Source organism: Ruegeria sp. BB9 (genome assembly GCF_056539345.1).
On record NZ_JBQFUU010000005.1, the window covers coordinates 190,214 to 206,727 of the forward strand.

At 64.0% G+C, this 16,514-nt stretch carries 18 protein-coding genes; 13 read left to right on the plus strand and 5 right to left on the minus strand.

The window, feature by feature from the left end; all coding sequences use genetic code 11:
* The first annotated feature begins 3 nt into the window (after positions 1 to 3).
* Positions 4 to 3,405 (plus strand): efflux RND transporter permease subunit, encoded by a 3,402-nt coding sequence (locus ACR0FC_RS16670; protein ID WP_170342287.1) that lies wholly within the window; start codon positions 4 to 6, stop codon positions 3,403 to 3,405.
* Here ACR0FC_RS16670 and ACR0FC_RS16675 read toward each other — a convergent pair.
* Positions 3,372 to 3,803 (minus strand): NUDIX hydrolase, encoded by a 432-nt coding sequence (locus ACR0FC_RS16675; RefSeq protein ID WP_170342285.1) that lies wholly within the window; start codon positions 3,801 to 3,803, stop codon positions 3,372 to 3,374. The two genes, ACR0FC_RS16670 and ACR0FC_RS16675, sit on opposite strands and share 34 nt — an antisense overlap.
* A gap of 4 nt (positions 3,804 to 3,807) precedes the next feature.
* Positions 3,808 to 4,620: a protein-disulfide reductase DsbD domain-containing protein gene (locus ACR0FC_RS16680; protein WP_170342284.1), complete on the minus strand. Its 813-nt coding sequence runs from the start codon at positions 4,618 to 4,620 to the stop codon at positions 3,808 to 3,810.
* Between the two features lie 142 nt (positions 4,621 to 4,762).
* On the opposite strand from ACR0FC_RS16680, the gene ACR0FC_RS16685 reads away from it, so the two are divergent.
* Positions 4,763 to 5,317, plus strand: coding sequence for a YqgE/AlgH family protein (locus ACR0FC_RS16685; protein WP_093963536.1), 555 nt, complete (start codon positions 4,763 to 4,765; stop codon positions 5,315 to 5,317).
* Here the strand turns inward: ACR0FC_RS16685 and ACR0FC_RS16690 are convergent, their stop codons facing one another.
* The gene (locus ACR0FC_RS16690) at positions 5,318 to 6,268 is read right to left on the minus strand and encodes an L-threonylcarbamoyladenylate synthase (RefSeq protein ID WP_170342282.1); all 951 of its coding nucleotides are present in this window, start codon (positions 6,266 to 6,268) and stop codon (positions 5,318 to 5,320) included.
* Between the two features lie 135 nt (positions 6,269 to 6,403).
* Here ACR0FC_RS16690 and ACR0FC_RS16695 point away from each other — a divergent pair, with 135 nt between their 5' ends.
* The 7 genes from ACR0FC_RS16695 (at position 6,404) to ACR0FC_RS16725 (ending at position 12,935) form a co-directional block, all read left to right on the plus strand.
* The gene (locus tag ACR0FC_RS16695) at positions 6,404 to 8,107 is read left to right on the plus strand and encodes an acyl-CoA dehydrogenase (protein WP_170342280.1); all 1,704 of its coding nucleotides are present in this window, start codon (positions 6,404 to 6,406) and stop codon (positions 8,105 to 8,107) included.
* A complete protein-coding gene (locus ACR0FC_RS16700) occupies positions 8,107 to 9,153 on the plus strand; it encodes an MBL fold metallo-hydrolase (protein WP_170342278.1) in 1,047 nt (348 codons plus the stop codon). Before ACR0FC_RS16695 ends, ACR0FC_RS16700 begins: the two co-directional genes overlap by 1 nt.
* A gap of 4 nt (positions 9,154 to 9,157) precedes the next feature.
* Positions 9,158 to 9,610, plus strand: a complete 453-nt coding sequence (locus ACR0FC_RS16705; protein ID WP_170342276.1) for a DUF6173 family protein — start codon at positions 9,158 to 9,160, stop codon at positions 9,608 to 9,610.
* A gap of 64 nt (positions 9,611 to 9,674) precedes the next feature.
* Positions 9,675 to 11,513, plus strand: coding sequence for a glycerophosphodiester phosphodiesterase (locus ACR0FC_RS16710; RefSeq protein WP_170342274.1), 1,839 nt, complete (start codon positions 9,675 to 9,677; stop codon positions 11,511 to 11,513).
* The gene (locus ACR0FC_RS16715; RefSeq protein ID WP_170342272.1) at positions 11,500 to 12,060 is read left to right on the plus strand and encodes a hypothetical protein; all 561 of its coding nucleotides are present in this window, start codon (positions 11,500 to 11,502) and stop codon (positions 12,058 to 12,060) included. Before ACR0FC_RS16710 ends, ACR0FC_RS16715 begins: the two co-directional genes overlap by 14 nt.
* Positions 12,061 to 12,151: 91 nt before the next feature.
* The gene (locus tag ACR0FC_RS16720) at positions 12,152 to 12,286 is read left to right on the plus strand and encodes an aa3-type cytochrome c oxidase subunit IV (protein ID WP_093963530.1); all 135 of its coding nucleotides are present in this window, start codon (positions 12,152 to 12,154) and stop codon (positions 12,284 to 12,286) included.
* A gap of 16 nt (positions 12,287 to 12,302) precedes the next feature.
* Positions 12,303 to 12,935, plus strand: a complete 633-nt coding sequence (locus ACR0FC_RS16725; RefSeq protein ID WP_170342271.1) for a hypothetical protein — start codon at positions 12,303 to 12,305, stop codon at positions 12,933 to 12,935.
* Here the strand turns inward: ACR0FC_RS16725 and ACR0FC_RS16730 are convergent.
* Positions 12,924 to 13,256: an AzlD domain-containing protein gene (locus ACR0FC_RS16730; RefSeq protein ID WP_170342269.1), complete on the minus strand. Its 333-nt coding sequence runs from the start codon at positions 13,254 to 13,256 to the stop codon at positions 12,924 to 12,926. The genes ACR0FC_RS16725 and ACR0FC_RS16730 overlap by 12 nt on opposite strands.
* Positions 13,253 to 13,969 carry an AzlC family ABC transporter permease gene (locus ACR0FC_RS16735; protein ID WP_170342268.1) on the minus strand — a complete coding sequence of 239 codons (717 nt, stop codon included), beginning with the start codon at positions 13,967 to 13,969 and terminating at the stop codon, positions 13,253 to 13,255. The genes ACR0FC_RS16730 and ACR0FC_RS16735 overlap by 4 nt, the downstream gene beginning before the upstream one ends.
* On the opposite strand from ACR0FC_RS16735, the gene ACR0FC_RS16740 reads away from it, so the two are divergent.
* From ACR0FC_RS16740 to mobB, 4 genes are read left to right on the plus strand one after another with little or no spacing between them, the layout of a single operon-like run.
* On the plus strand, positions 13,968 to 14,906 hold the full coding sequence (locus ACR0FC_RS16740; RefSeq protein ID WP_254437840.1) for a formate dehydrogenase accessory sulfurtransferase FdhD: 939 nt from the start codon (positions 13,968 to 13,970) through the stop codon (positions 14,904 to 14,906). The genes ACR0FC_RS16735 and ACR0FC_RS16740 overlap by 2 nt on opposite strands.
* Positions 14,903 to 15,349: a hypothetical protein gene (locus tag ACR0FC_RS16745; protein ID WP_170342267.1), complete on the plus strand. Its 447-nt coding sequence runs from the start codon at positions 14,903 to 14,905 to the stop codon at positions 15,347 to 15,349. Before ACR0FC_RS16740 ends, ACR0FC_RS16745 begins: the two co-directional genes overlap by 4 nt.
* Complete coding sequence (gene mobA / locus ACR0FC_RS16750; RefSeq protein WP_170342266.1) at positions 15,346 to 15,990, plus strand: molybdenum cofactor guanylyltransferase MobA; 645 nt, start codon at positions 15,346 to 15,348, stop codon at positions 15,988 to 15,990. Before ACR0FC_RS16745 ends, mobA begins: the two co-directional genes overlap by 4 nt.
* On the plus strand, positions 15,987 to 16,496 hold the full coding sequence (gene mobB / locus ACR0FC_RS16755) for a molybdopterin-guanine dinucleotide biosynthesis protein B (RefSeq protein WP_170342265.1): 510 nt from the start codon (positions 15,987 to 15,989) through the stop codon (positions 16,494 to 16,496). Before mobA ends, mobB begins: the two co-directional genes overlap by 4 nt.
* The last annotated feature ends 18 nt before the right edge of the window (positions 16,497 to 16,514 follow it).

Consider the following 16,514-nt stretch of genomic DNA (forward strand, 5'->3'; position numbering starts at 1 on the left):
GCCATGATGCGCGAGATCCCGGGCGCGGCCAGCGGCATCCTCAGCTATTTCACGCGTCACCGGACCATTGCCAACCTTCTGCTGGTGGTCATGCTGGTCCTTGGCGCGGCTTCGGCGCCGAACATGCGGGCGCAGTTCTTTCCGGACGTGATCCTGGAACGGGTCAATGTCAACGTCGAATGGGATGGTGCGGGGCCCGAGGATGTGGACAACGGGATTGTCCAGATCCTTGAACCTGCATTGCTGGCGGTCGAAGGCGTTGCCAGCACCGAGTCGACCTCCCGTGAAGGATCGGCCCGCATCGCGCTGGAATTTGAACCCAACTGGGACATGAGCCGCGCCGTCGAAGAAGTGCGCACCGCGGTCGACAGCGTGACCAACCTGCCGGAGGATGCCGAAGAACCGTCCATCCGGCGTGCCGCTTGGCGAGACCGGGTAACGGATGTTGTCCTCACCGGCCCGATCGAGACCGGGCAGCTGGCCAAATTCACAGATGAGTTGATCAATCGGCTGTTCGCTGCCGGTGTGACGCGGACCACGATCCGCGGCCTTGCGGCCCCACGCATCGTGGTCGAGGTTCCCTCCGCGCAGTTGATCGCCAACGACATCACCCTGTCCGAGATCGCCTCGGCGGTTGCGGCCGAGGTCACGGCCAATCCGGCCGGGGACGTGACCGGCGCAAACGCCCGGATCCGCACCGGTGTCGAAAAGCGCACCCCGGAAGAGATCGAGCGCATCGCTTTGCGCACCTATCCGGACGGGTCCAAGCTGGTGGTCGGCGATGTCGCGCAGATCCGGGTCGAGGGCGTTACCCGCAATCGCAGCTATTTCGTGGGCGAAAATCCGGCCATGTCCGTCCGGGTGGACCGGTCGAACCTGGGTGATGCGATCGACATTCAGCACACGGTCGAGGATGTGGTGGCCGAGATGCAGGCGAGCCTGCCGGATGGTATCTCGGTCGAGCTGATCCGTACCCGGGCGCAGGCCATTACCGACCGGTTGGACATTCTGATCGACAACGGGCTGGTCGGGCTGGGCTTGGTGGTGTGCCTTCTGTTCCTGTTCTTGAATGCGCGCATCGCATTCTGGGTCGCGGCCGGTATCCCGGTTGCGATGTCGGCGGCCATCGCCTTCATGTATATCGGCGGGCTGTCAATCAACATGGTCTCGTTGTTCGGCCTTATCATCACGCTGGGTATCGTAGTGGATGATGCGATCGTGGTGGGGGAACACGCCGATTTCCGGGCCCGCCGTCTGGGCGAGCCACCGGTCGTTGCCGCCGAGCGCGCCGCCCGGCGCATGGCGATGCCGGTTTTTGCGGCCACGGTCACGACCGTGATCGCCTTTTTCGGTCTGACCGCCATTGGCGGACGGTTCGGAGAGCTGATCCGGGACATTCCCTTTACGGTGATCGCTGTACTGATCGCATCGTTGATCGAGTGTTTTCTGATCCTGCCGAACCACATGGCGCATGCTATCGCACATTCGGCCAAGGAACATTGGTATGACTGGCCCAACCGGGTTGTGAACCGGGGTTTTCGCTGGGTGCGCGACACTCTTTTCCGACCTTTGGTGGCGTGGGCAATCTGGGCGCGATACGTGGTCGTGGCCTTGATGATCGCCATTCTGGCCAGTCAGATAGCGCTGTTCATCAAGGGCGACGTCAATTGGCGGTTTTTCAACGCGCCCGAGCGAGGCTCGGTCACCGGCAATTTCATCATGGCCGAAGGCGCTACCCGCGCCGACACGATCGAAATGATGCACATTCTGCAGCGCGCCACGGAAGAGCTGGGTCGGATCTACGAAGAACGCCACGGTCGCAACCCGATCGACTATGTTCTGGCCGAGATCGGGGGGAGCGCCGGTTATGGTCTGTCCGCCGCCGATGGCAAGGATGGCGATTTGCTGGGCGGTATCTCTATCGAGCTGATCGATGCCGACCTGCGACCTTATACCAGCTTTGAATTCGTGGGCGAGCTGCAGGAATTCGTGCCGCGCCATCCCAAGGTCGAATTGCTGACGTTCCGCGGCTGGCGCTCGGGTCCGGGTGGTGATGCCATCGACGTGCAGCTTTTCGGCGCGGACGTGAACACCCTGAAATCCGCGTCCGAGGCCCTGCAGGCGGAACTGTCGAAATACCCCGAGGTTTCAGCGCTGGAAGACAATCTGGCCTATGACAAGGAAGAGTACATTCTGGATCTGACGGCACAGGGCGAGGCGCTGGGCTTCCGCATCGAGACATTGGGCCGGGTTCTGCGTCACCGGCTGAACGGGATCGAGGCGGCGACATTCCCCGACGGTCCTCGCAGCGCCGAGATCCGGGTCGAACTGCCCGAAAGCGAGCTGACCGCCGATTTCCTCGAACACACGCTGATGCGTTCACCGGACGGGGTCTATGTCCCGCTGGCTGACATCGTCTCGGTCAAGCGCGAGTCGGGGTTCTCGACGGTGCGCCGGGAAAATGGCCTGCGGGTGATCGCAGTGAACGGGGACATTTCCGAGGATGACCCGGCCCAGGCGGCGGAAATCACCCGCGCCATGCGCGAGGAAATCCTGCCTGATATCGCCGCCGAGTATCAGGTCGAGTGGCGCATGGCCGGTCTGAGCGAACAGGAGGACGAGTTCCTGACCGAGGCGCGTACCGGTCTGATCCTGTGTCTGACCGGAATCTACCTTGTTCTGGCGTGGATCTTCGCCAGTTGGACAAGGCCGCTGGTGGTGATGGCGATCATTCCCTTTGGTCTGGTCGGCACCATCTGGGGGCATTACATCTGGGGCGTTCCCCTTAGCATGTTCACGGTCGTCGGCTTGTTGGGCATGACCGGGATCATCATCAATGACTCGATCGTTTTGATAACGACCATCGATGGCTATCAGCAGGATCGCGGGCTGGTGCCTTCGATTATAGAAGGCACTGCTGACCGGTTGCGGCCGGTGATGCTGACCACGCTGACGACGGTGATGGGGCTGGCCCCGTTGCTGTACGAAGGGTCGCAGCAGGCGCAATTCCTTAAACCCACGGTGATCACGCTGGTCTACGGGCTCGGGTTCGGCATGGTGCTGGTGCTGCTCCTGGTCCCCGCGTTGCTGGCGATCCTGAGTGATATTTCTCGCCCGATGACGGCGATGCGCCGCGCCTTGCGGGCGCCAGACAAGGTGGTTCGGGTCGCGGCCGCGGGGACGGGCGGGGCGATGATGCTCTGGCTGCTGGTCACCATGGTCTGGCCGGTTCTGGCCGGCGCGCCGCTGGGTGTGCTGTCCGGGCTGTACGGCGGCGAGGACGGTCTGGCGTTGCTGAGAATGGGGCTGGGAGCGTTCGCGGCCGGTGCGGTTGCCATTCTGGCCGTCAGCCTGATCGTGTCCGCGGCGCTTTATGTCAGGCTTTCATCCCGGGCCAGTGCCTGAGACAGAAGGTCGGGCACCCGGGCGCTCATCGCAAGGTCGCGGTCCAGCACCTGCCGGATTGGGAACCAACGCGCGTCCTGCGCATCGTCCGCTGCGATCGGAGTGCCGGATCCGAAGCGGCAGGACACGCCGACCAGCAAATAGTGGGCGGTGATCTGTCCGGCCGAATCCCGGACCAGCAGATCAAGGTTGCCCAGATATGCCTGCGGGGTTGCTTCGATACCGGTTTCCTCCATCAACTCGCGCGCGGCGGCCTGCAAGACGGTTTCGCCCCACTCCACATGGCCGCCCGGAAATCCCCAGAGACCGGCATCGGGGGCCTTGCTGCGTTGCACCAGCAGGACATGGCCCTGATCTACGACAACCGCCAGTGCGCCGATCCGGGGAACCCGCTGCATCCGGTCAGCCCGCGCTGCAGCCCAGAATGTCGACCGCGTGTTTGGTCCCCAGAACCGTGATCCGCACGGCGGACCGGTCCAGCGCAAAGGGCTGACCGTCGGGGCTGATCACCTCGGACGTAGCGGTCAGCCTGTTGCCTTGCCGCTTGGTTTCAGTCTGCGACGCCCACAGGCCCGGGTTCCCCGGCTCGATCACCGCAAGTTCGGCACCACCGGCCGAGGGCATGTCGATCTGGACCTGAACCTGCAAACCGTCCGCGGTCGGGCTCAGGCGACAGGCCGCGCCAGTAACGCCAGCCTCGCGTGCAGAGAAGGGCCGTTGCGCCAGCGCAGCCGCAATCGCTGGATTCCTTGCCGCGCCCGCATCCAGTTCGTGGTCGAATTTCAACGATGCGGGAATGCAGACATCCTTGCACACCCCCAAGTCGACTTCGCCCCGCAACCGGACCGGTTTGGATGCGTCCTTGGGCGTAATCCGAACCGGCAGCACCAGCTGGGTTTCGTAGCCGATGGACTTCAGACCGTTCTGGTCAAAGACATGCGGGGTGGGCCAGGTGATCGCAACCGCGCCGACATTGCCGGACCGGCGCCAGTCGAATTCCGGCGGTATGCCGGCGTCACCAGGGGCCCGCCAATAGGTCTTCCATCCGGGTTCCAGATCCAGCCGGATCGCGGTGAGATAGGTGCCATCCTCGGATTGGCCGCCATCGATCACGTCCAGCCTGACGATCGAGTCGATCGATTGCCCCTGCGCAGGTGCGGACAGGGCCAGGCAAGCCGAAACAACGGTCAGAACGGGTTTGAACAGCGATCTCATGATCCATACATGCGACTTGCGGGCAGGTTTGCCAAGTCACGTTCTGGTCACCGGCAGAAATCGCGGGATTTCCGGCGTGATCCCTTGCCAATCCGGGTTCCGCAAGGTCATTGTAAGGGAATAAGCCTCACGAGTTTTTTTGATGGATCTGACTGGAAAACTGTTGATTGCGATGCCCGGCATGGGCGATCCGCGCTTTGATCATTCAGTGGTGTACCTGTGTAGCCACGGCGATGACGGCGCGATGGGTCTGATCGTGAACAAACCGTCGGATTTGCGAATCAAGACGCTGCTTGAACAGTTGAACATCGCGTGCCGCATCCCGGTTGTCGGAGAACGCCTCGTGCATTTTGGTGGGCCGGTCGAATTGTCCCGGGGGTTTGTGCTGCACAGCGCGGACTACGATGCAAATCTGCATTCGCTGCACGTGGCCGGCGATTTTAGCATGACGGCGACGCTGGACGTGCTCGAAGATATCGCCTCTGGCAAGGGGCCGCTGAACTCGATGCTGATGCTGGGCTATTCGGGATGGGGGCCGGGACAGCTGGAAGATGAGATCGCGGCCAATGGCTGGTTGACGACCGATGCCACATCGAAACTGGTCTTTGACGTTGCCGACGACGAAAAGTGGGAGGCCGCCTTGGCCACGCTGGGTGTCGATCCGCTGACGCTGTCGGCCAGCGCCGGTCGGGCCTGATCAGGAATTGCGTGGCGCCGCGGCCCGGCGCAGGCGGTCGTTGATGGCCGCCCCCACGCCCTCGGAAGGGATCGGGCTGACGGCAATTGGCCGCCCCGTACCGTCCAGTTCGTGCAGATACGCAAACAGGTTTGCCGCCGCCTCGATCAGGTCGCCCCTGGCGGATAGGTTGCGGTCGCAATCGACACTGCCAAATCCCAGCAGCAACTCGTCCCCGCGCCGCTCGGTGGCGTTCAGCCGGACCGGTGCGTCCGGCGCGTAGTGCGACAGCAACTGCCCCGGAGCGGTCAGCAGATCTCCGGGCTTGTGGCGGGTCAGGCGCGTGCCCAGAACCGTTTCGATCTGTTCCAGTGCCACACCGCCGGGCCGCAGCAAAGCGGGGGTGCCGGCCAAGCCCACGATGGTCGATTCCAACCCGACAGAACAGGGTCCGTCATCCAGTACGGCGGCGATCCGACCGTCCAGACCTGCGCGCACATGCGCCGCAGTGGTCGGGCTGATCCGACCGGAGGGGTTTGCCGATGGGGCAGCGACGGGTCCGTCAACTGCGCTCAGCAATGCGCGCGCGGTTGGGTGTGCCGGGACCCGCACGGCCAGCGTCTCCAGCCCCGCCGTCACCAGTGAGGACACGCCATGCCCCGCGCGCAGCGGCAGCACCAGCGTCAGCGGACCGGGCCAGAACGCAGCCGCCAGTTGTTCGGCATTGTCCGACCACTCGACATAGCGTTTGGCGGCCTCGACCGAGGCGACATGCGCGATAAGCGGGTTGAAACTGGGTCGTCCCTTGGCGGCGTAGATCGCGGCGACTGCCTCGCCGTTGCGGGCGTCGCCGCCCAGCCCGTAGACGGTTTCGGTCGGGAAGGCGACCAGCAGTCCCTGACGCAGCAGGTCGGCCGCGGCTGCAATCCCGGCGGGATCAGCATCCAGATATTGCGTGCTGTTGGGGATCATGGGTGGTGACGCGGCGTTTTGGTTGCTTGCAACAGGGGGACGGATAGGTAATCGAACAAGGTTAGATGAATACCGGCGCGGGCCATGGATTCCAAGCCCGCCATTGCGACCGACACACGATTTCCGGGGGAAACCATGCCATATCGCGCTCCTGTCACTGATTACGAGTTCCTGATGGACAAGGTGGTGGGGTTCAAGGACGTCGCCGCGACCGAGAAATTCGCCGAGGCCACCCCGGACGTGGTCAGCGCCATCCTGACCGAGGCCGGCAAGATGTGCGAAGAGGTAATGGCCCCCCTGCAGCGCCCCGGCGATCTTGAGCCGGCGCGACTGGAAAACGGGGTTTTGCGGACCTCGCCCGGCTATGCCGATGGCTGGAAGGCGATCGCCGAGGGTGGCTGGATCGGCATGAGCGGTGACCCCGAATACGGCGGCATGGGCCTGCCCATGACCGTGACCACCGCCGTCAACGAGATGATGAGCGCCGCCTGTCTGTCGCTGCAGCTGGCCCCGTTGATGAGCCAGGGTCAGATCGAGGCGCTGGAACACCACGCCAGCGAAGAGCTCAAGGCGCTGTACCTGCCCAAACTGATGTCGGGCGAATGGTCGGGCACGATGAACCTGACCGAACCGCAGGCCGGGTCTGACGTCGGCGCGCTGACGTCCAAGGCCGAACCCAACGGCGATGGTACCTATGCGATCACCGGGCAGAAGATCTACATCTCGTGGGGCGACAATGATTTCTGCGAGAATGTCTGCCACCTGGTTCTGGCCCGTCTCCCCGATGGCGCGCCGGGGACCAAGGGGATTTCCCTGTTCCTGGTGCCCAAGTTCATCCCCGATGAAAACGGTAATCCGGGCGTGGCGAATGACCTGAAGGTGGTGTCGTTGGAACACAAGATGGGACTGCATGGCTCGCCCACCTGCGTGATGCAGTATGACGGCGCCAAGGGCTGGCTGGTGGGCCAGGAACACAAGGGCATGGCCGCCATGTTCACGATGATGAACAACGCGCGCCTCGGCGTCGGCGGGCAGGGCGTGGGCGCGGCCGAGGGCTCCTATCAGCACGCGTTGGCCTATGCTCTGGAACGCAAGCAGGGCAAGACGCCTTCGGGCACGATCATCGATCATGCCGATGTGCGCCGGATGCTGATGGACATGCGGGCCGACCTGTTCGCCGCCCGTGCGATCATGCTGGCCAATGCCGCGGCCATCGACATGGCCAAGGCCACCGACAACGCCGACTGGGCCGCGCGGGCGGCCCTGCTGACCCCGATCTGCAAGGCTTTCGGCACCCAGACCGGCATGCGCGTGGCCGAGACCGGCCTGCAGGTGCATGGCGGCATGGGGTATGTCGAGGAAACCGGCGCCGCGCAGTATTACCGCGATGTTCGCGTCACCGCGATCTACGAGGGGACCAACGGCATTCAGGCCATGGACCTTGTCGGCCGCAAGATGATGGACGGGGGCGAAGCCGCCGCCCGCCTGCTGGACGAGATCGAAGATCATGCCGAGCGCGCCCGCGCCACCGTGCCCGAGCTGGCCGGCCCGGTATGGGAGGCGACTGAATCCCTGCGCGAGGCGACCGAGTGGCTGGTGGCGCAAGAGGACATGAACAATCGCTTTGCCGGGGCCGTGGCCTATCTGAACGCCTTTGCCCGCGTGCTGGGTGCGCATTACCACCTGATCGCCGCTTTGGCCGATCCGGATGGTCCGCGCGCCAAGCTGGCGCGGTACTACATCACCGCGCGCCTGCCGGAATACGCGGGCCTGCTGGATCAGGCGCAGATCGGGGCCAAAGACCTGTTCGCGCTCAGCGCCGACGAACTGGCCGCGTGATGGACGGCGCGCGGCCTCCGGCGTTTCGCCATCCCTGGCCCGAGCCGCCCGCGCCCGGACAAGCCACCGAGATCGCCGAGGGCGTGCTTTGGATGCGCCTGCCGCTGCCGATGGCGCTGGACCACGTCAATGTCTACGCGCTGGATGACGGCGATGGCTGGACGGTGATCGACACCGGGATTTCATCGAAAAAGACGCGCGGCCTGTGGTCCGACCTGATGGCCGGGCCGCTTGCGGGCAAGCCGGTGACCCGGGTGGTGGTTACGCATCACCACCCCGACCACGTCGGAAATGCCGGGTGGTTCCAGTCGGAGCACGGCGCCGATCTGGTCTCGAGCCGCACCGCATGGCTGTTTGCGCGAATGCTGACGCTGGACGTGCAGGAGAGCTGGCCGGAAGAGACGCTGGAGTTCTACCGCAGCGCCGGCATGGCCCCCGAGATCCTGGCCAAGCGCATGTCCGAGCGGCCCTTCAATTTTGCCGACACGGTCTATCCGATGCCTCTGGGCTTTGTCCGCATCAAGCAGGGCGACGTGATCCGCATGGGCGGGCGGGACTGGGACGTGCATATGGGCAATGGCCATGCCCCCGAACACGCCACGTTCTGGAGCCGCGACGACAACCTGGTGATCTCGGGCGACCAGATCCTCAGCTCGATCAGCCCGAACCTGGGCGTCTATGCCACCGAGCCGATGGCCGACCCGGTGTCCGACTGGCTGGAGGCCTGCGAGCGCCTGCAAGCGTTGGCGCGGCCTGATCAGGTGGTGCTGCCGGGGCACAAGCTGCCCTTCGTCGGTCTGCCGATCCGCATGAAACAACTGATCGAGAACCATCACAGCGCTCTTGCACGCCTGCTGGACGATCTGGACGCGCCCAAGGCGGCGTCGGATTGTTTCGTGACCCTGTTCAAACGCCCCATCCGCGACGGCGAATACGGGCTTGCGCTGGTCGAGGCGGTTGCGCATCTGAACCATCTTTATCACACTGGAGCCGTGACCCGGGCGCGCCGTGAGGACGGCGCATGGGTGTATCAGCGCAAAGGTTGAAACGATGCAGGACAAGATCGAAACCTCGGCCGAGGCCGCCGAAGCGGCGGCTCTGCCCCGGTGCTATGAGGTTCATGCTGACCCGGACAGCACGTCGGGCACCAAGGATCTGCCCGAACCCCTGCGCCAGCCGGTCGACAGCAAAAGCCCCGCCCAATGGGCGTATGAGCGGCTGATCCTGTACATCCAGAACTTCGAGCAGACCCTCGATGCCGATCACGAGGTCGCCATGGGCTTTACCGGCGGTGACGCCGGGGTGATGCGGATCGAGGGGATGGGATATTTTGACCCCGACGTGATCACCTTCTACGGCTCGGACGGTTCGGGCGCACGCACCCAGCTGGTGCAGCATGTCAGCCAGCTGAACGTCATGTTGCGCGCCCTGCCCAAAACGGTCGAGGACAAGCCCGCCAACCGGATCGGCTTTCGCCTGGCCGCCAAGCTTGAGGAAAGCTGAGCGTCACGCTTGCAATTCACATCTGCGCGGCCTTGAATGAATTCAGCATTCAAAGGGGGCCGGCGTGTCACATTTCTCAACCGTAACAGATGCCTATCGCGGGGCCTGGGTCCGACGCCGGACCTTTGTTCCCATCTATCTGGCGGTGCGTCTGCTGCTCATCGCGCTGATCGCCCCCGGCGTGGCCTTCACCGTGAACCTGGCGGTGATGCTGTCCGATCAAACTGCGCTGACCGATCAGGACATCGCCATGTTCATCCTGTCGCCGGTTGGCTTCGTGGCGGCGGTGGTCATTCTGGGCCTGTTCCTGTTGGCCGAGGTGTTCGTCTTTTCGGTCATGGCCGGATCGCTCAGGATGGGCGAGGGCGACCCGTGGCGGGCCGGCGGGTCGGCGCTGCGGTTGATCCTATCGCGCATGCCGACGCTGTTTTCCTTCGCGGTGCGCTTCATTTTGCGGGTTCTTGTCCTGGCGGTGCCTTTCGTGGCGGTCGCGGGCCTGATCGCGTGGTGGACGCTGACCGAATACGACATCAACTACTATCTGACCTTCCATCCGCCCGCGTTCCAGGTGGCCGTCGCGCTGATCGGGTTCGTGGTGCTGGCCTTGGCCTGGGTGCTGATCCGCCGCCTGTCGGCCTGGGCTCTGGCCCTGCATCTGGTGCTGTTCGAGGAGATTGCGCCCTCGGACACCTTTGCCGAAAGCGCCCGGCGAATGGAAGGCAAACGCGGCCGGTTGAAGATCGACCTGGCGCTGTGGCTGGTCGTACGTCTGGCGATTGCTGCGCTGATTGCTGCCGTGGCCAGCCTGTTGTTCCACCTTGTACCTCTCGAACAGGGCACGAACCTGCGGGTTGCCCTGACGCTCAGCCTGCTGGTGGCCGGGCTGTGGTCTCTGGCCGGATTGGTGCTGGCGGCGGTGGCGTCGGGCGCGCTGGCGGTTCTGCTGGATGCATTTTTTGAGCCCCGGGCGGCAGAGCTTCCTCACCCCGAGGCCGGAAACCTGCGCGCCCCGGTTCTGGTGACCGTCGCCGCGGCCGTTGTGGCCCTGTTGGCCGGGATCTGGTTCAGCCAGGACGTGCTGGACCAGATTTCGGCACCCGATCATGCTGACGTAATCGGCCACCGGGGCGCTGCGGCGCTGCGGCCGGAAAACACGATGGCTGCGGTGTTGAAAGCCATTGAGGACGGTGCCGACTGGGTCGAGATCGACGTTCAGGAAAGCGCCGACGGCGAGGTGATCGTGGCCCATGACAGCGACTTCATGAAGCTGGGCGGGGTCAATATGAAGGTCTGGGATGCCACGATGGAGGATGTGGCGCAGATCGACATCGGCAGCTGGTTCGACCCCGAATATGCCGATCAGCGTACCCCGACCCTGCGCGAGGTTCTGGAGGCCGCGAAGGGCAAATCCAAGGTCATTATCGAACTTAAATACTATGGTCATGACGTGGATCTGGAAAACCGCGTGGCCGCCATCGTCGAAGAGTTTGGGATGGAGCAGGACATCGCCACGATGTCGCTCAAATACCCGGCGGTGCAGAAGATGAAAGCGTTGCGCCCGGACTGGCGCGCCGGCGTTCTGGCTGCCACGGCGGTGGGCGATCTGACCGGGCTGGAGGGCGATTTCGTCGCGGTGAATGCCGGGCTGGTCACGCCCGGGTTGATCCGCTCGGTCCATGACGCGGGCAAGGATATCTATGTCTGGACGGTGAATGACCCGCTGCAGATGTCGTCGATGGCCTCGATGGGTGTCGACGGTCTGATCACCGACCGCCCCGCAATGGCGCGTGAAGTGCTACGTGTCCGCGCCGAGATGGAGCCGGGCGAGCGGCTGCTGCTGTGGTTGGCCACGACCTTCGGCCTGTCGGTCGATACCGAGGCGATGCGCGATGCAAGCCCCTAGCTTCGGTCTTTTGCTTGCCTGCCTTGCCGGGTCGGGTTCGGCGCAGGATCTGATGCGCGGCGTCGAGATGCCCGCGCATCGGGCTTTGATCGCGCAATCGGTTGGGCAACCATTGAGCGCGTTTGAAACCGATGGCTGCTCGGGCGGCATGTCGTCCAGCTGGCGGCTGGTGGCAGAGACCTTTCCCAGATTTCGCGCGGTTTACGAAAGCCATCCGCCGTGGGAATCCTGCTGCGTGACTCATGATCGCGCGTATCACACCGCCGGGGGCGCCACGTCCGCCGACGCCAGTTTCGACGCCCGGCTGGAGGCTGACCGCGCCCTGCGCGCCTGCGTCAAGGAATTCGGGGCCGTGCATGCGCAGGACTATGCCACGCAATACGATATGACGCCCGAGCAGGTGACGTCGGCCATGTCGATCACCGCCGAGGCGATGTTCATGGCCGTCCGATTCGGAGGTGGTCCCTGCACCGGCCTGCCGTGGCGGTGGGGCTTCGGGTATCCCGGCTGCTCGGTTTTTGCCACCGATGAGGCTGCGGCCGACTGAACTCGGGCACCTGCGCGCGATTGACGTCGTGACAGGCCGGAAAATATGATTTATCCAAACCGGCAAACACGCGAATTGGGAATCTTTCGAAATGGCTGAACACAAGCACGGCGAGATGGACATCACCGTCCAGACCAAAACCTTCAACGGGTTCATCAAATTCACCACCTACAGCGTCGTGGTGATCTGCTTCATTGCCCTGTTTCTTGCGATCTTTGGGGCATAAGCCGGACTGACGGGTCATGTTTCGCATCTTGATTGCCTGCCTGCTGGCAGTAACCGTCGCAGGCTGTGCCACGTCGCAGCGCCCTCAGGCCGACCAGTCCGAGATCGTTGCGCGATCCTACCGTGACCCGGGCCCCTCAACGCTGACCCTGTACACGATGATCAACACGCGTACGGGGTCTGGCGCGCATACCTCGCTGATGATCAGCGCCGGTGAGCGGGTAATTTTCGACCCCGCCGGGTCGTTCCGCGCCGACGTGGTGCCGATCAAGGATGACGTGCTGTATGGCATCACCCCGGCGGTCGAGCGTGCCTATCGCAGCTCGCACGCACGCGAAACGCATTATGCGCGCATCCAGACCATCCAGGTGACCCCCCAGCAGGCCGAGATCGCCTATCAGCTGGCCAAGCAGTCCGGACCGGTTCCGGGCGCCTACTGCGCCAACTCGACTGCTCGGCTGCTGCAGCAGGTTCCCGGGTTCGAGCAGATCCAGACCACCTTCTACCCGGTCAAGTTGTCCGATCAGTTCGGGCAGATTCCGGGGGTCGTCACGACCGAATATCGTGAAAACGACAGCGCCGATCTGCAGGCGGGGCTGGCGGCCAACAACGCCGCGCTCAACCAGCTGGAAGCGGCTTCAACCAACTAGGTACAGCAGACCATACAGCGTGCCGGCCCCGGCAAAGATGGCGGCCAGCACGTTCTTGGTGATCAACCCGACGCTCAGGGCAACCACGGCCGAGGCCATGCGCGGTAGGTCCGGCTGGCCCTCGGTGGCCGTGGGCCACATGACCAGAGGGGCAATCAGGGCCGGCAGGATGGCCACCGCCGTATAGCGCAGATGCCGCAGCAACCATGGCGGCAACGGGCGGTCTCCGACAAAGCCGATGAACACGAAGCGCAGGGCATAGCTTCCGATCGCCAGCCCGACGATGATCGTCCAGACCGTTGTCTGATCGGGGGTGGTCATGACGCTACCTTTCTGCGTTCCAGCATCACTTCGGCCTGCGCACCGGCCATCATGCCCGCGCAGCCCGCGATCAGCAGGCCAAGATTGTAGGGGATTGTCACGCATAGCAGCGACACGAGGATGGCGACCAGAGCCGCGACCACATGGGCCGGAGTGCGCATCATCGGGCCGATCATGGCCAGAAAGGTGATTGGCAGCGCGAAGTCCAGTGCCCAGCTATCCGGGATCTGCGTTCCCAGGTAGGCCCCAATAAAGGTGGCCAGTACCCACATGGGCACCAGAGGCGAAACCGACCCCATGAAATAGGTCATACGCTGCGGAACCGACATGTCCGGTTCCTTTTCGAACTGGACGATCGAGCAGGCATAGGATTGGTCGACCGTAAGATAGGCGGCAAAGGCCCGTTGCCACAGGGGCGCCGCGCCCAGATAAGGCGTCAACGACGCCGAATACATGGCCATCCGCAGGTTCACGGCCAGTGCCGAAACCAGAATGATGGCCGTGGGTGTGCCGTCCTGCAGCAGTTGAAGCGATGCAAACTGCGCGGCCCCCGCAAAGACGGCTGCGGTGAACACCATGGTCTGCAGAATGCTCAGGCCCGCCTCGGTCGCGAAGACGCCGAACAGGGTGCCGAAGGGCACCGCCACGAAGATGAACGGAGTCCCGTCGCGAAAACCCCGCCAATAGTATGACTTGGATGTGGAGGTTGCCATGGCTAGATCCTATGGTGGTCTGCGCAGCAGTAGCGGGTCAGAGAGAGGGTTGCAATTGGCCACCGAAGTCGATCTGTCGGAATACATCATCGCCCCCGATCCCGGCGCGGCGCGGTTGACCCGCGCGGTCGAGGGGGTGGACCAGAACGGCGCGATCAGTCGCATCTCGGTTGTCGAAGAACGCCCGCTGACGATCTTCCTCAATTCGCAAGAGATCGTGACGGCGATGACCATCGGCGACTACCCTGAATATCTGGCTCTGGGCTTTTTGCGCAACCAGGGCATGTTGCGCCCTGATGACGAGATCACACGAGTCGATTACGATGACGATCTGGAAACCGTGGTGGTGCGCACCGCCCGCGAAACCTCGTACGAGGACAAGCTGAAGAAAAAGACCCGCACCAGCGGCTGCGCGGTGGGCACGGTGTTCGGCGACATGATGGAGGGGCTGGAGGGCGTGCGCCTGCCACAGGTTCAGGTGCGCACCTCGTGGCTGTATGATCTGGCGGCCAAGATCAACCGCACGCCGTCGCTGTACCTGCAGGCCGGGGCGATCCACGGCACGGTTCTGTGCCATCAGAGCCGCCCGCTGGTCTATATGGAGGACGTGGGCCGCCACAACGCGGTGGACAAGATCGCCGGCTGGATGCTGTCCGAAGGCGAGACGGCCGGCGACAAGATCCTGTACACCACCGGGCGGCTGACCTCGGAAATGGTGATCAAGACGGCGATGATGGGCATCCCGGTTCTGGCCTCGCGGTCGGGCTTCACCGCGTGGGGCGTCGAAATCGCGCGCGAGGTCGGCCTGACCCTGATCGGCCGGATGCGCGGCCAACGTTTCGTCTGCCTGTCTGGCGAGGACCGGCTGCTGCGCGACGTGGACCCGGCCACCGTGCCGGTCGAGGACCGGAAGCACCGAAGGAAAAGTGCGGGATGATTGAAATGCTCGCAAGGCTTGAAGAGTTGCTGGTCCTCCCGGTTTTGTGCGTCGCAACCCTCTATTCCATAAAGTTCCAACATGCGGATGAGCTGGCGATGGATATGGCGCTGGCGACCTATCCCGACGACGTACTGGATCAGCTCGAATGGGGCGCTTTGGCCGATTTGATAGCAGCTTCGCGTACTCTGTGTAGCTCGTCGCGGCGGAAGTCCACGCGTCTGCGTGTCTTGTTTTGGGGACTTCCCGCGTTGAAAGGGCTGGATAGGCCGAGCCTGACCGCAGCGCGGCGATACCGGCTTAACAGCGCGGGCATATTCCTCTCGGTATGTTTGATCGCTGGCACTTGGTCTTTCTGGTTGGTTGGTCTTCTGGCTTTGTTTGTTGTCGTCCTTTTTGTACGAACACCGAACTGGCCCAAGCCGAAAGGATTGACCACATGACCAAACCACTGGGCGTCATACTGGCCGGAGGTCTGGCCACGCGGATGGGCGGCGGCGACAAGGGGTTGCTGCACCTGGGCGGGCAAAGCCTGTTGGCGCATGTGATCGACCGGCTGGCGCCGCAGGTGGCCGGGCTGGCGCTGAACGCCAACGGCGATCCGGCGCGGTTTGCCGATCTTGGCCTGCCGGTCCTGCCGGACACTATTGCGGGTTACGCCGGGCCGTTGGCGGGCGTTCTGGCCGGGTTGGATTGGGCGGCGGGGCAGGGTGCTGATTGCATCGTCACCGCTGCTGCCGACACGCCGTTCTTCCCGCGCGATCTGGTCGATCGGCTGCTGCAGGCGGCGCAGGGGCAGGCTCATCCGCTGGTTCTGGCCACCACGCCGCGCACCGGTGAAGAGGCGCTGAAATCGGGCGGTGGCCGCCGGGTCAATCGGCACCCGACCTTTGGCCTGTGGCCCGTGGCGCTGCGCGACGATCTGCGCGCGGCCTTGACGGACGGGTTGCGCAAGGTGGTTCTGTGGACCGACCGCCATGGAGGGCGCGAGGCGCTGTTTCCGGCCGACCCGTTCGATCCGTTCTTCAACGTCAACACGCCCGAAGATCTGATCCGGGCGCAGAAACTGTTGGAGCAGGCATGAAGGTCTACGGCGTTACCGGCTGGAAAAATACGGGCAAGACCGGGTTGGTCGAACGGCTGGTGGCCGAGATCACCTGGCGCGGGTTCAGTGTCTCGACCGTCAAACACGCCCACCACGCGGTTGACGTGGACCAACCGGGCACCGACAGCCACCGCCACCGAACCGCAGGGGCGTCCGAGGTTCTGCTGGCGTCCAGCCGCCGCATCGCCGTGATGCAAGAGCTGCGCGGCGCGCCCGAGCCGCCGTTGACCGACCTTCTGGCGCGTCTGTCCCCGGTCGATCTGGTGTTGGTCGAAGGGTACAAGCGCGCGCGCCACCCCAAGGTCGAGGCCTTTCGCGCCCAGCCCGGAAACCCGCTGATTGCCGTTGACGATCCGACGGTCCGCGCGGTGGCCAGCGACACGCCGCTGGATCTGGACCGTCCGGTTTTTGACTTGAACGACACGCCTTCCATTGCCGATTTCATCCTGGCCGAGGTCGGCTTGGGGCCGCGGCCCAGCCCCTGACCATGCCCGAGGACCGGA